Raw genomic sequence first — 14,255 nt, 5'->3', positions numbered from 1 at the left:
TGTTGTCCCGGTGAGTTTCGATGTGATTGCCCGTTGCGGTGGCCTTATGCGCGGCATCGGGCTTGTCGCGCTGGCACTGCTTTTGACTTTGTCGGCCGCCAGTGCCGAACGCCGCGTTGCGCTGGTCCTTGGCAATTCCCAGTATCAGCATGCGCCGGCGCTGACCAATCCGGTACGCGACGCCCAGGCCATGGCCGAACGCCTGAAGGACCTGGACTTTGACGTCGTTTCCGGCTTCGATCTTACCAAATTGCAGACCCAGACGACGATTGCGCAGTTCGCAAAGCAGGTGCGCGGCGCCGACATCGCCCTTTTCTTCTATGCCGGCCACGGATTGCAGGTTTCAGGCAGCAATTACCTGCTTCCGGTCGATGCGGCACTTGAGGACGAGACCTCGCTCGACTTCGAAGCAGTGCCTGTGGATTTCGTTCTGCGGCAGATGTCGCGCGAGACCAGCATAAGGCTGATTTTCCTCGATGCCTGTCGTGACAATCCGCTTGCCGAGGTGTTGGCAAAGACCGCCGGCGTCACGGGAGCAAAAAGCGGCCTTGCCGAAATCCCGATCGAGAACGGTGGCGCCGGCACGCTTGTCGCGTTCGCCACCAGCCCTAACCAGGTTGCCTATGACGGATCGGGCGAACATTCGCCGTTCGCTTCGGCGCTGCTCGCGCATATGGGCGAAACAAATGTTTCCATCACCGAAGCGATGAACCGCGTTACCGCCGATGTCTTCAAGGCAACCGCCGGCAAACAGCGCCCCTGGATCAATGTCTCGCTGACCACCGAGGTCGTCCTGCACAAGATCGATCTCAACGCGCCGCTGATCGTCGGCGAGGCGACCGCTCCGCAACCGGAAGGCGGCTCGGACGTGCGCAACGCCACGGCAAATCCGCCGGGCTCCGCTGACGACGCCCAACTGGCACTCAATGTGCTTCGTCAGAAAATCCCAAAGCTTGCCTCGGACGACCCCATCTTTTTCGACCACCCTATCGATTTCGGCGATCCGGAAATCGACGGCAAGAGCATTGCCGAGCTCATCAAGAGCAAGCCGCGTTTCAGTCCGGTGGAGGGATTGGACAAGTCGGTATGGGAAGGCAAGCACTGCGACGGCTGCCATCAATGGAACGAGGCCCGGCTGTGCGAACAGGCGAAAAATTTCGCCGCCAACGATGTCTCCGTCTTGCGCCTGCAGCATCCGCTTGGAACGCGCTTCAAGGTGGCGCTGGCCAAATGGGCTCAAGGTGGCTGCAAGTAAGACAGGGTGACGGACGCTCTAATAGACATCCGCTGATTGGCGCAGCGCCTCGATCTCGGCCATCTGGATGCCCATTTCGACAAATGCCGAAAGAACGGAAAACCGGTCCGCGAGTGCGACACGTGCCAGTCCGGCCAGAATCCCGGCATTGACTGCATGGGCAGCAGGAAATGGTTGCGAGGCCGATGCCATCGTCGCGGCCGAACCATTGTCACGCCATCCCGCGGCCAGGGCAATCCAGCCGACCGGCGTTGTTGGCGGTGTCGCCGCGGCTGCGCTGACGGCTGCCCGATGGCGGGGACTGTCCGGTTCACCCACCCAGTCGCGAACAAGCGCGAGCAGTTCGTGATCGTTCTCATCGAACAGGTCGGTCAGGTGGCTCAGGCATTCATGGGCCCACCAGACCGCGGCCCGCTCGGGAAGCAGGTAGGCACAGAATGTAATCGCTTCCTCGGGAACGCGTCCGGTGAGGAGCTCGCGGCAAAACGCGATCGAGTGCTGTTCGGTTGGAAGGGTTCTCATGTCCCGGGCAATAGCGGGACAAGCCATGAAAAGATCCCGTGCCGTTTTGAATCGGAGCCCATTGGCCATGACCGCCACGCTTTCATCGAGGAGCTTTGGCCACTCAAGCCCTAGGCGCGGCGCGGGTCAAGTCTCAACCCGTGACGCGGCAACAACTGGCGGTCGGCACTGTCGTGCCCCAGCGTTTGTAGACAGACAATTGCCTGGGAATTTGGTATGATCGCAACCGCCCGAAAATCTGGTGCTCAAACAGGAGGAGCCGCTATGCAGTGGAGCAGTTCAGCCTTTGTGTTGGCGGTCGTGTTTTTCTCGACCCACGCTTCCGCCGACCCCGTTCAGAAGTCAGAAGACATTGTGAAGTTTTTTGCTGGTGCGGCCGATCTCGGCAAGTCGCGAGGAATTTGTGTCGGTTCCGAGGAGGAGTGCAAAAGCAAGAGCAAGGCAGGTGACGCGCCGGGAGAAAAAACCGGCCTCGACATGATGATCAATTTCGGGCTGGATTCGGCCGAACTCGACACGACTGCGCGCGCTGAACTCGGCGAGTTCGCCAAGGCCCTGAAGGACAACCGGCTGAGCAAGTTCAACTTCGTCGTCGAAGGCTACACCGACGCCACCGGCACGGTGCACTACAATGAGGGCCTGTCGCAACGACGAGCGCAATCGGTGGCAGCCTTCCTGACGGCTAGCGGCATCGAGACGGCACGCATCAACCCGATCGGCATGGGCGAAAAGAATCCGCGCAGCTCCAACCCGTACGATCCTGTGAACCGCCGCGTGGAAATGCGGATAAAGACGCAATAGCCGCCCAAAACCGCACGGCGGTCTTGGGATGGCGGCTGTCAGTTCTTGAGCACGCCGCCCACGACCACACCGGTGCCGAAAATCAGCGCCTTGGTGAGGAAGTCGTTATTGTCCTGGCGCGGCGGAAGATAATCCTCCCGCGCTACAGTCTCACGGTTGCGCCGCTTGTGAACAACCTTCTGTTGTTTGCGAGGTTTCTGTGCCACCGGCCTCGACGTGCGAACCTTCTGCACCATCTGCTTTTTCGGCAGCGCCGCGCGGGCTTGATCGGCGGCGTATCTGTCGCGCACGCCTTCCATTATCGGATCTGTCTGGATCACGAGGAACGCAAGTTGCTCGCGCGTCAGATAGCTGGTCTGTGGGAGACCGTTCTTCGCTTGCCAGATGCCGATCGCCTGACGGGTCTGTGGGCCCATGTCTCCGTCGATGCGCCCAAGCTCATTGCCCAACGCTTCGATGCGCAATTGCAGGTCGATGCGCCCCTGGCGATCGAGGCCGATCGCACTTTCCGTCAACTCGGTGCCCTGTGTCTGCTCCATCTCGTCCGGAACACCGACCGAGGTGCGCACGGTAGAGCCGGAACTGGCGTTCGCATTGTCCGTATCGAGTGCCGCGACCTGCCGGTTTTGGGCCGTCGGGTCGCTCAATTCGTCGATGTTCAGCCGCGCCACGGTGGCGAAGCGACCGTTCGGAAACTGGTCGAGATAGGCCTCGTAGAACGGGACGGAACTGCGCTTCGAAGCCTCGTCCCAAAGGCGTTGCTCGACTTCCCACGAAGGAGGATCACTGACAGCAGGGACAGGAGCGGATGTCGCCGCGGCGTTCGATGCGCCGGCCACGGGATTTGCAGCAGGCGCCGCTGGCGCGACCGGTTTTCCCAGGAAAACCTCGCGCCCCAGCGATGCGTTGTGCCAGGGCCTCTGGCGACCTTGCGTGGTTTCGGTCACTTCGCCGCGCACGCGCGTCAACGCGCCCTGTATTTCGACACCGGGTTCGGTCAGATGCCTGGCGAGCGCCGTTGAGTAAGGACTGTCGACACCGTTGCCGTCGAAAGCGATGGCGCCGGGATCCGTTGCGTAGGCAATCAGGAGGCCGCCGGTTCCGATACCGTCCGATTTTGCTTCGACCGGCGCCAGACCGGTACCCAATGAAGTGGAGCGGCTCTTCGGCATCGAGGCGGCCAGCGTTCTTGCCAGCGGATTGTCGCGGCATGCATCGAGGATGATGACGCCGACCGCCGGGTCGGGCGGCAACGCAGCCATGAAGTCGTCGATCTGAATGGTACGGGTCTTGAGATAGGCCGGCGACGTCAATTCGGCGTCGACAGGTATCAGGTAGTTCTTGCCGTCGACCTGCATGCCGTGACCAGCATAGAAAATGACCGCGAGGTCCGCGTCATAGGATTGTTCGGTAAACCGGCTGATCAGGCTGTGCATGCCTGCATTGTCCTGGTCGACCCCTTCGATCACCTCGAACCCGGCATTGCGCAGCGTCGATGCGATGAGATGGGCATCGTTGGCGGGGTTGGGCAAGCTAACCGCATGGACATATTTGCTGTTGCCGATCACCAGCGCGACGCGCTTGGCGTTGGGCGCGGCAGCCTCGGCGCCGGCGGCAGCCTGGGCGCCGAATGCGGCAAGGAAAAGCAGGACAATCCCGCTTAGAGAGACGGCGAACGCTTTCATGGATCAGCCCTCCGCCCACCGGGGCGCGCTGTTGATGTCTGCACATGCTAGGTTTCGTCAGCGACAGAGTCGCCTGTGCCAAAAATGGCTCCTGGGCGTATGTGATCCTGACCACAGTTCTGGTTCACAAAGCGCCCGAAAAAAATGTCCATAGTATCACTTGGCAGCAGGAATATCTGAGAGGCTCGTGCCGAGCGGACAGGTTCAAAGCGTATTCTGTGCCGAGCTTATGAGGGCCGTGATGGCCTGCTTGTATTTTTCGAACTCCGGCGATGTCTGGCGGATCTCGGTGGTCGTTGTCTGTGGGCCGGCGTCGGTGGCCACACGGCTCAGCTTTTGGCCCATTTTTCTTTCGGCCCAGTCCACCACATAGCTGGCTGTCTTGCCGGTGAGAAACGGGTTGGCCTGGATGACGGCCGACCCCAGCACGGCGCTCAGTTGCGCCGAACCTGTCGCCGACAGCACCTGATGCGCGCCTTCCATTCCCAGGAAATGGCAGAGATACAGCCGGCCGGCCGTGATCTGGTGACCGCGCGCCCGAAGATAGGCCTCGCCTTCGCGCGCCAGATTGCGCACCATCTCACGCGAGATCGTGGCGTCGTAGCGCAGAGCGAGCAGGTCGGCGGTCGACAGCGTGCGCGCAAGTTCCGGACGGTAGGTATTCATCATCCTGATCCAGGTCTTGGTTATGAACTGGCCGGCGCCGGTCGCTGAGGAATTTGGATTCTTGGCGCGAGCGCTGCCACCACTTTCGACATGAACGATACGGTCGGTGAGCGTTTCGACAGCGGAATCGTCCGAAGCGATCCCGGTAACCGTGCCCAGCGGGTCGATGGCCTCGCCATTCTGATAAAGTTCGAAATGCAGGTGAGGCCCGGTCGAGAGGCCGGTGGTGCCGATGTAGCCGATGATGTCGCCGGCTTTCACCTTGGTGCCGACACCGGCCACGATAGCGAATTTCTGCATATGCGCATAGCGCGTCTCGCGCCCGTTTCCGTGCGAGATCTTCACCAGATTGCCATAGCTGCCGCCGTCGCCCTGGAAGGTGATCTCGCCATCGAAGGCCGCTGCGATCGGCGTGCCGACGGGCGCCGCCCAGTCGACGCCCTTATGGATGCGAACGGTCCCGAGGATTGGATGCTTGCGCGGCCCGAAGGTGGAGGTCATGACCCCGTTGACCGGCGTGACCATGCCGTTGGTGACTGTCAGCGAACGAACCAGGTCGTCCCCCGTAACGCATGCAAACTGGCCGTCGCTCTGCTGGAAGACGAAACAGTCGAGGCTTTTCTCGGTGCCCTGGACGCCCACATACAGCACCCGCCCGGCACCCTCGTCCTTGCCGCGCGGCGTCTGCGAATAGATCAGCACAAGACGCTGGTCCTCGCTTGCGAAGGCGTCCAGATCCTGTCCTCTCGAGAGATACATGATCGCTTCGCCGATCACCCCGGTCGGAACACTGTTGCGGGCCGCCGTCGAGTAGATCGCGTCGAGCAGACGGTACTGCCTTTTGTGCGTGCCTTCCGCCTGTGCACCCGAATAGTTGAACAGATCTTCGCGGACCCAGGGATCAACACCCGACACGAACGCGCCCGCGGCGTTGCGCGTCAGCGTCCCGACGAACACGTTCTTGGCATAGATCGAAACCTGCATGAGGGACATCGTGGTCGTCTCGCGCGTCGGCCTGAAACCGCGCATGGCAACGACATAGCCCGGTTCCAGACCGTCCCGGTTGAAAAGCGCCTTCAGGGCCTCGCCTGCCAGCTTGGCATCGTCGGCGGAGAAATGCGCATCGAGCGCAACGCTATCCAGGCTGCGGTCGTTGAGGATCTTCACGAACGTGTCTTCGGTCGCTTCGAACCGCTGATACTCATTCGTGACGACCGCGACGCTGGTGTTGTTTTCGATCTGGGTCTTCTGGAATGCGGGCAGCGCCGCATCGCCCGCATCGATCGTTTCGCCCCAGCCGGCTTCGGGATCGTCGGCGTCCGCCTTCTGGTCCGAAGCTGCCGCAGGTTCCCCCGCGGCGGGCGATGGCTCAAGATCGTTCTGTAGATCGCCGGATGGTGCGGCAGCGGTCTTTCGTTGTGCCTGGAAGAAGGCGAAATCCTCCTGCGTCGAGGGTATCGTCGTCATGAATTTTTCGCTGGCGCTAAGCATGACGTCGGACAGGATTTCGATCTGGGGCGAAACGCCGGCCTGATCGAGTTCCGCCGGGCGCGGCATCACGCGGCCTTTCGTTGCGGCGCCGGCATCGGGCGCAAGCGTGATCCACATCGGGTCCCCGGCCAGGTCGATAATGGCAGGTACATAGACCGACGCATCGGCCGGCACATCGTCCACGCCTTCGACCGCGTGCAACTCCTCGTCTTCGTCGCCGAACGACCAATAGTCCGCGGTGAGGTAGAAACCGGCAGCGATCGAAAACAGGACAATCACTGCGAGACCGGCAAAGAGCCGGCGCCAAAGCGTGCGCCTGCGAAGGGCAGCGCGCGCCTGCTTTTTCTGCCTGAAGCTCGTGTCGATATTGTGCGTCACGGATTGCTTCCGGTCAGGAAGAAGGTCCACCGTACCTGCTCGAGTGTATCGACTTCGAGAAATTGCGCCGCGATGTGGCCGCGCTGCCAGCATTCGTCGATGCCGCGTATCGAGAAACGTCGTCGCTCGATGCACATTTCGGTCGATCCGGTGAGAATCGCATGGCCGAAGACGTCCGTCGCATAGATGTAGATGTAGCGGTTCGTCAGTTCCTCACGGATGACGTTCACGCATTGATTTGCGCCGATGGTCCACCAGCCGTCGGTCTGGTCCGTATTGTCGACCTTCTGGCCAACAGCGAGATTGACGACGTCGAGCGTCTGGTTGCAGACCGTGAATTCGGCGCGCGCTTCGCTGGATGACAGCACGGCCAGCAGTGCGGCGCCCGAAATGACCGCAAGCCTCATGCGGCCAGTCAGGGCAAACAGGGCTCGAACCGGATCACGCTGCTTTATCGGCAGGTCGGCAGACGAGTGGGGCAAACACGAGCGGCGTTCCATCGGGCGCCCATGCTATCCGCCGAGCCGGAAATACTTGGCGGTGGCTGAGAACTGAGATCCGTCGGTCTCGATTTCCTCGAGAATTTTGGGGAGCACCACCGAGGCTGGCGTTGGCGTGGAGAACGCAGCCGCCTGAATATCCTTGGGGCCGGTGATCACCATTATGATCTGCGGCACTGCCTTTCCGGCGGCCTTGTCGGCGGTGCCGAGACCAATCGGGATTCTGAAGGTAGCCGTGTCCGATTTTGCGACGACGCGGTCGTCGAGATTGAACACCATGCCTTTGTGATCGATCAACAGCACGGTGGAAATGAGCCCGCCACGTGTCACCAGCGTGCCGCTGATCGGCATACCGTTCGGCACCGATGTCCGATCGAGAACAAGTTGCGGCTTGTCGGCCGCAGTCTGCCCCAGAAAGCGCAGAAAGTTGGTGACTTCGCATTGGCTTGGTTCAATGAGGCGGACGCTGATGTCCGGCTCGACATGGAATTTTGCCTGAAAATCGCCCAGCATCCGCTCGAATGGCTGAACCGCTGTTCCAAATCCTTCGATCGCGGCGGCCTTGTCGGTTGCCGACGTCATGGTGGCATAGAAGCAGTCGCCGCCACCGAAGTCGCGAACCCAGGAGACTCGTTGCGCGATGTCGTCGACGGCCGGCGGAACCTCCGGTTTGGGCACGTTCAACGTGACGACAGGCTGGTCCGGCTCTTTGGCTGCCGGTGACACAGCCTTTTGGCTCTCGGCGTTCGCGACATCCGTCTGGCTTGCAGTGGGTTTGGGCGCCGGCGCGGTCGCTTCCGGCTGGATGGTCTGTGGCTCGGGCTTTTGACTCTCGACAACCTTTGGCTCAGCCGGCAGTGGCGTTGAGACCTTCTCGGTTGCTGGCGGGGCTGGAGCGGTCGTGTCAGGCGGCCGAGCCGACGTTTGACTGTCGCTGGCCATCTTATCCGGCTGGATTGCCGGCGATGCCTTTTCGGGCGGCAGCTGCGCGTCCGTTGCGGATGGTTTCGGGGGTTCCGCGCTCTGCAAGGGGACTTCGGCGGGCTTGGCCGGCTGCGGCTTTTGAGCCGCCGCGGCATCTTGCTGATTTTCAGCCGGCGGTGCGCTGGCCTCCGGCTGCGCGGGCGGAACGGCCTTGGCCGGCTCAGGGGCGTTCGCGGCATTGTCCGCAGGAGCCGGCTTCGAAGATTCTGGTGCAGGCTTTAATGGCTCTGGCGCGGAAAGCGACGTCTTGCCGGCCGTCGGCATCGCAGGCGTCATGAAGCCGCTCAGATACAGGCCCGCGCCGGAGGCGACAGCCAGCGTCGCCAGGGCAGCGATCGCGATGGTTCGGGTCTTTGTGGATTTTCCAGGCACATCAGCCGTGACCGCGCGTGGAGGATTGGCGAACGCCGGAGGCCGCGGTTCGGACAAATGCGCGGGCCGCACATGGGGGACGAAGGGCTGCCCAGCCGAACCCGCTGCGGTTGCGGCATCGTGCCTCTCGACATTGGATGGCCGGGCCTGGGTCTTGGTATCAGGCACAAGGGTTTGCCCGGCTCGCGGCAAACCCGTCCGATCGCGGGGTGTGATGGACGTCGGTGGCGTTGTCCCTTCGTTGTCGTCACGCGTCATCCTGGCGATTTCCGCCATGCTGACGGGCCGGTCTTGCGGATCCGGTTGCAGCATGGCTTCGACAATGTCACGAAAATCGTCATCGATGTCGGAGAGATCAGGCACGGTCCGGCGCTTTTCTATGACCTCGAACTGCGACCCGCTCATATCGATCGGCTTGCCGCGCAAAGCGGCAACCAGCACCAGCCCCAGGCTGTAGATGTCGGACTGCTCGCTGACGTCGCCGCTGTAGAGCCCAAGCTGTTCGGGGGAAACGTAGTTGTATTTTCCCGCGAACTTTCCGCCGATCAAGGTCTCACCGCCCACGGTCGCCGACCGGGCGATACCGAAATCGATGATCTTTGCGCGGTCGACCCGGCCCCCCGGCAGGATGATGTTGTCCGGGGAGAGGTCGCGATGTATCGCGCCCGCCTGATGCACCGCGCTCAGGCCGGACGCGAGGCGATGGCAGAGCTTGCGCACCTCTTCCGTCGGCATCGCGCCACGTCGCATGATGTCGAACAGCGACTCGCCGTCGACGAATTCCATGGCAAGGTAGGGACGGCCGATCCCGGGATCGATCGTGAAGACGTGATACCGCACGACCGCATCATGCGACAGGCGATTGAGGATCAATGCCTCCTTGCGGAACAGGGACAGGATCGTCTGGTCACGGGCGAACTCGGGCAGGACGATCTTGATCGCGACGTGGTCGCCGGTCTGGATGTTATGACCACGGTAGACCTCCCCCATGCCACCGAATGCGATCCGCTCGTCAAGCTCGTAGATGCCGCTGAGTTGCGTGCCTACGGCGGTGTTGGCCATGCCCCCCGATATTCGCGTCTTGTCGTCGGCGCTCATCGGCCTCAACCCTCCGCTTTGTAGAGATCCGGACGGGGCGATTGCCCATCGCCCCCGTCGCCGATCTTCACAAGCACGATAGTCACATTGTCTGTTCCGCCACGCGCCAGCACCGTTTCCAGCAGGTTTTCGCAGGCCGCCTGGGGTGTTGCGGACACGGTCGCCGCCTCGATCTCGGCGTCGCTGACATGCGCCGTCAGCCCATCGGTGCTCAACACAAAAATGTCCCCCGGCATGATTTCGCCTTGCTGGAAATCGATGACGATCTCGTCGCTGACGCCGACCGCATGCGTGATGACGTTGCGGCGCGGCCAGGTGAGCGCTTCGGCTGCGCTGATCATGCCCCTGTCGACGAGCTCCTGAACTTCGGTGTGGTCCTTCGAGATCTGCGAGATCGAGGCGTTGCGGATCAGATAGACGCGGCTGTCACCCGCCCACAGGCAGGCAAACCGCCCATCCATCGCCAGCAGGGCGGCAACAGTGGAGCCGATGGTTATGCCGCGAGATTCGGATATGCCGCGGATCTCGGCATTGGCCCTGCTCAGCCTGTCCTCGAAGCGCGCCCGAAGATCAGGTGCTGAGCTGGCAATGCCGATCGTTGCCAGGTGATCGACGATACTGGCTGAAGCGACCTCTCCCGCGTCATGTCCACCCATTCCGTCGGCTACCACCCAGAGGCCAGTTTGTGGCTCGACCAGATAGTTGTCTTCATTGAGCTCACGGACACAGCCTTTGTGGCTCACGCCGAAGCTCTCAAAGGGAAGGGCGACATTGTTCAATTTGCCACCAAGCGCTTCTCAAGCGTCCTCTGCGGCGCACTTTCGGGCGCTCGCTCGTGTCACTTTGCCACAGGCTCGAACATTAAAGTATCGAAAACTAAGGTCTGGGCATGTGTGGTCTGCGGATCGGCGCCGTGCCGACTAGATCAACTTCATCTCAAAACGCCTTAGGACAGCTGAACCCGGAAAGCGCGGGGAGGAAGAAGGGGTTGGAGCCGGAGCCTGCCTGGATCGTATAGGTAACGTCGCGTCCGCCGATCACGAAGCGTGCTTGCACGTTGCTGTCGCTGCCGGTGATGGCAGCCTTGTCCAGAAGCCGCTTCAATGCCCACGGCCCTTCGAACTTGATGGCGGATTCGCGGCCTGGCATTTCCGGCGTCAGGCTTAGACTGGCGGACGCGGAAGCCGTACCGCTTGGCCACGTCACCGTGCTTGGCGCGTTGCCCGTCTGGTTGCTCTGGACGATCTGACCGTCGGCATCGAGTATCGCCGTATCGGCATCGCCATGCAGCGAGAATGGTGTGAAGGTGACGCTGACCGAGGGCACCGAACCGCCCGATGGAAAGAAGGCGTTACGGATTTCCGCAGCCAGCTGGAAGTCTTTCAGGGTCGATTTCGACAGGTCGCGTCCAAAGCGCGCATCCTGTTTCCAGCTCCAGTCCTGGCCGGTCATATCGATCAGCGATGCGAGGTTTTGTGCGAAGAACCGGTCCATCAACCCGCCCGGCGCGAAAAGTTTCGCGAAATCCGCCATGGCAACGTCCTCGGTGCCGTCGCCGGCGAAGGGATAACGGCCGTTGATCGCCGCCTCACAGGGGGCCGTGACCGTCTGGTCGAGCATCTGGTTCAAGTTTGCCGCCGAGGTTTCGGCGACGTTGCCTTCAAACTCATCCGCCGTCGCGTTGACCATCCGGCCGAGTTGCTTGGGCAGACGCGAGACATTGGCGCGAAGGGTGGCTATCTGCAGCTGTAGGTTCGTATTGACGCGCTCCGTCTGCGAAGGAACTTCGGCCGCCAGTTGCAGGCTCTGATAGATATCGCTGAAGTTCTGGGTCAGGGCATCGATTGGGCGGTGTCCAGCAGGGCCGTTCACCAGGGCCTGGAATGGTCTGAACTGCGCTTCAATGTTCGCACCTGGATTCAGGTTCTGCATGTCGGCGGGTCTTGTGCCGGCGCGGCTTTGCGATTTGCCGGTGGCGATTTGTATACCGATGCGGGCCAGGCCCCTGCCCAGATCTGCGGCGTTCCGCGGCTGGTTTTGAGCCGTGCCTGCTTCGATCTCGGCGCCAGGACTGTTGCCGTCACCAGGGTCTCGCGTCAGCGCTGTTTCGTTGGCGATCGCCGCAAAGAGCTGGTTTATCGGTGAGGTTGGCGAGGCAGCGGCAGAAAGCGCGATGTAGTGTGGCTTGTCCGTCAGCATCGCTTTGAATTTCAACCGGTCGAGAACGCTGTTCCACGCGGCTGCGAACTCCTTCCCGTAGCGATCGAGAAGTTCGGGACCGAGCTTGAGCAATTGCTGATCGATGTCGCCTTGCTCGCCGCCGCCGCCGAGAACCCATTGCTCGTCGACAAGCATCTGCGCAATGCGCGAAAGTTGTCCGAGATAGAAGGTGTTGAAGCCGGCATAGGTGTAGATACCGGGAACACGAAGGCCTGACAGATCGCTGCCGTCGATGCGCTCGAACAGCAGCTGCGCTTCCGGGCCACCCTTCTGGGACACAGAAAAATCGTCCAGCGCTGCCGCGTATATCGCCGACCTGATCAATGCGGAAGCTCGATCGGCAAGGCTCATACGCCCGAGAGAGCGTTGAGCGGCTTCAACAAGCGGCTGGTTAAGTTCGAAGACGGGATCATAGGCGTCGTCCAATGCGAGCATGGCGCGCAGGTGCTTTTCGAGTTGCTCGCGTCCTTCACGGTTGTTTTCGCCTGGATATCGGTTCTGCTCCCAATCCTGCTTCATCCAGGAAACGATCAACGCGTCATCGACCTTCGGCGCCTTGCCGCCAAGCATCAGATAGATTTTCAACGGTTCGTAGAGCGCGATGGGATCGGCCATCTTGGCCTGGATCGTCCGCTCGGCCTGGATCAGCAGGCGCGATCGGAACATTCGTTCCAGCCCTTGCCGATAAGCCGTTTTGGATGCCGAAAGAAGTCTCTCCCGCTGACTGAGGCCGAACGTCTCGTCGATCGGTGTCGGTAAGTCACCGGTTTCGAACCCGGCCGGCAGATCGCGCAGTTGGTCGAGCGGGCCGATGACGTTTTCAAGGTCGACATCGGTAACCGTCGTGCTTTCGAGCAGCGGGGCCGCCGCTTGGCGATACTGGCCCATGGCCAGACTTGTGGAGGCGATCAGCGACCGGTTGGCCGCGAAGCTCAGGGCGAGCGGACCCAGTGCAGCGGCAGCGACCAAAGCTATTGCGCCGAGGCCGCCAAATCTGGCGATCGCCGCGCGCCTTGCAGCCGATTTGTCGTAAGAGACCCATCCGGATTCGGCAAAAATGACGTCCGTCAGCAGATCATGCAAAAAGAAGCTTTTGCCGGTTCCGGAAAGGTGAGGGCGGGAATTGCTGCCGAAATTGCGGCCAATCGCGCCCAGCACCTGATCGATCGGCGTCCCCTCTTGCGTGCCTGACGAAAAATACAGTCCACGCAGGCTGACATTCACCTGGCTGCGCCCCGGATCAAACAGGCCGGCGACTAAATTCGCAATTCGGCCCTTCAGCGCGCCGAACTGTGCCGGAAAGCCAAAGATGGAGATGCGCGTGACCGGATCGGTTTCTTCCTGCAGGCGGTCGGCCATCTCGTCTGCCAGCCGTTTGGCCAGCGCATCGAATTCGGCAGGGGCCTCGGCGGCCATGTTCCTGTCGCGCTCCGCGGTCTGGAATGTCGCGCCCCACACTTTTCGCCTGCGCGGCTCGTCGAAATCGCCGAAGTAATCCATGAACCCGGAAACAAGATCAGCCTTGGTGAAAAGCAGATACACTGGAAACTGGATTTTCAGCGTCTCGTGGATTTCCCTCAGGCGGCTGCGTATCTCGACGATGTGGGCATCAAGCTGCTGCTCGTCGAAGCTCATCAGATCGGCAAGGTTGATGGCCAGGATAACGCCGTTTATCGGTTGTCTGGTGCGGTACCTCTTGAGCAGCGACAAGAAGGCGAGCCAGCTCTTCTTGTCGCTCTCAGCATTGGAGTCCTGCGTCGTGTAGCGTCCGGCGGTGTCGATCAGCACGGCCTGGTCGGTAAACCACCAGTCGCAGGAGCGTGTTCCGCCAACGCCAGCCACCGGTTGGGCGTCCCCCGAACCGGCAAGCGGAAAACTCAGACCCGAATTGACCAGTGCCGTTGTCTTGCCGGCACCCGGCGGGCCTATGACGACGTACCACGGGATTTCGTAGAGAAAGTTGCGCTTGCCGCTCGACCGTTTGAGCGCCGCCACGGCCTCATTCATGTGGGCTTCGAGCACCCGCGAGTCGTCATCGCGGTCGTCATTGTGTGCAACGACAGTTTCGAGCGCTTTTTGCGCCTTTCTCGCTTGCCAGAAACGCAGCCCGTAGAAAAGCGCCAGCGTCGCCACGATCACACCAATGATGGTCGCGCGCAGCCAGGCAGGTCCCAGCGGGCGGGTATCGGCGAAGCGGATCAAGGGCCCGGCAAACCACACTGCCGCCGCGAAGCCGGCCAGCGCGATCACGCTGAACATCCGCAGCAGCCAACGCGTCATGGG

Annotated in this window: 9 protein-coding genes; 2 read left to right on the top strand and 7 right to left on the bottom strand. The window is 61.5% G+C overall.

Going from position 1 to position 14,255, the window contains the following annotated elements; translation table 11 throughout:
- Positions 1-10: 10 nt before the first annotated feature.
- Positions 11-1,255 (top strand): caspase family protein, encoded by a 1,245-nt coding sequence (locus ACFFNA_RS29860; protein ID WP_378923450.1) that lies wholly within the window; start codon positions 11-13, stop codon positions 1,253-1,255.
- A gap of 18 nt (positions 1,256-1,273) precedes the next feature.
- On the opposite strand, the gene ACFFNA_RS29855 is transcribed toward ACFFNA_RS29860, so the two are convergent.
- Positions 1,274-1,846: a DUF6931 family protein gene (locus ACFFNA_RS29855; protein WP_378923836.1), complete on the bottom strand. Its 573-nt coding sequence runs from the start codon at positions 1,844-1,846 to the stop codon at positions 1,274-1,276.
- A 195-nt stretch (positions 1,847-2,041) separates the two neighbouring features.
- Here ACFFNA_RS29855 and ACFFNA_RS29850 point away from each other — a divergent pair, with 195 nt between their 5' ends.
- The gene (locus ACFFNA_RS29850; RefSeq protein ID WP_378923835.1) at positions 2,042-2,578 is read left to right on the top strand and encodes an OmpA family protein; all 537 of its coding nucleotides are present in this window, start codon (positions 2,042-2,044) and stop codon (positions 2,576-2,578) included.
- A gap of 38 nt (positions 2,579-2,616) precedes the next feature.
- Here the strand turns inward: ACFFNA_RS29850 and ACFFNA_RS29845 are convergent, their stop codons facing one another.
- The 6 genes from ACFFNA_RS29845 to tssM all read right to left on the bottom strand — a co-directional run bounded on the left by ACFFNA_RS29845 (position 2,617) and on the right by tssM (position 14,252).
- Positions 2,617-4,263: a caspase family protein gene (locus ACFFNA_RS29845; RefSeq protein WP_378923449.1), complete on the bottom strand. Its 1,647-nt coding sequence runs from the start codon at positions 4,261-4,263 to the stop codon at positions 2,617-2,619.
- Between the two features lie 204 nt (positions 4,264-4,467).
- Positions 4,468-6,798 (bottom strand): M23 family metallopeptidase, encoded by a 2,331-nt coding sequence (locus ACFFNA_RS29840; protein WP_378923448.1) that lies wholly within the window; start codon positions 6,796-6,798, stop codon positions 4,468-4,470.
- Positions 6,795-7,205 (bottom strand): DUF1036 domain-containing protein, encoded by a 411-nt coding sequence (locus ACFFNA_RS29835; protein ID WP_167458677.1) that lies wholly within the window; start codon positions 7,203-7,205, stop codon positions 6,795-6,797. The genes ACFFNA_RS29840 and ACFFNA_RS29835 overlap by 4 nt, the downstream gene beginning before the upstream one ends.
- Positions 7,206-7,310: 105 nt before the next feature.
- Positions 7,311-9,752, bottom strand: coding sequence for a serine/threonine-protein kinase (locus ACFFNA_RS29830; protein ID WP_378923447.1), 2,442 nt, complete (start codon positions 9,750-9,752; stop codon positions 7,311-7,313).
- 5 nt (positions 9,753-9,757) lie between these two features.
- Positions 9,758-10,531: a PP2C family protein-serine/threonine phosphatase gene (locus ACFFNA_RS29825; protein ID WP_378923446.1), complete on the bottom strand. Its 774-nt coding sequence runs from the start codon at positions 10,529-10,531 to the stop codon at positions 9,758-9,760.
- A gap of 157 nt (positions 10,532-10,688) precedes the next feature.
- Positions 10,689-14,252, bottom strand: coding sequence for a type VI secretion system membrane subunit TssM (tssM, locus tag ACFFNA_RS29820; RefSeq protein ID WP_378923445.1), 3,564 nt, complete (start codon positions 14,250-14,252; stop codon positions 10,689-10,691).
- Positions 14,253-14,255: the final 3 nt, after the last annotated feature.

Origin of the sequence: Mesorhizobium kowhaii, from assembly GCF_042431665.1 — a bacterium.
In the GTDB taxonomy this organism is placed as follows: domain Bacteria; phylum Pseudomonadota; class Alphaproteobacteria; order Rhizobiales; family Rhizobiaceae; genus Mesorhizobium; species Mesorhizobium kowhaii.
Note: the sequence above shows the minus strand (reverse complement) of the source record. Positions and strands in the feature narration are given on the sequence as shown.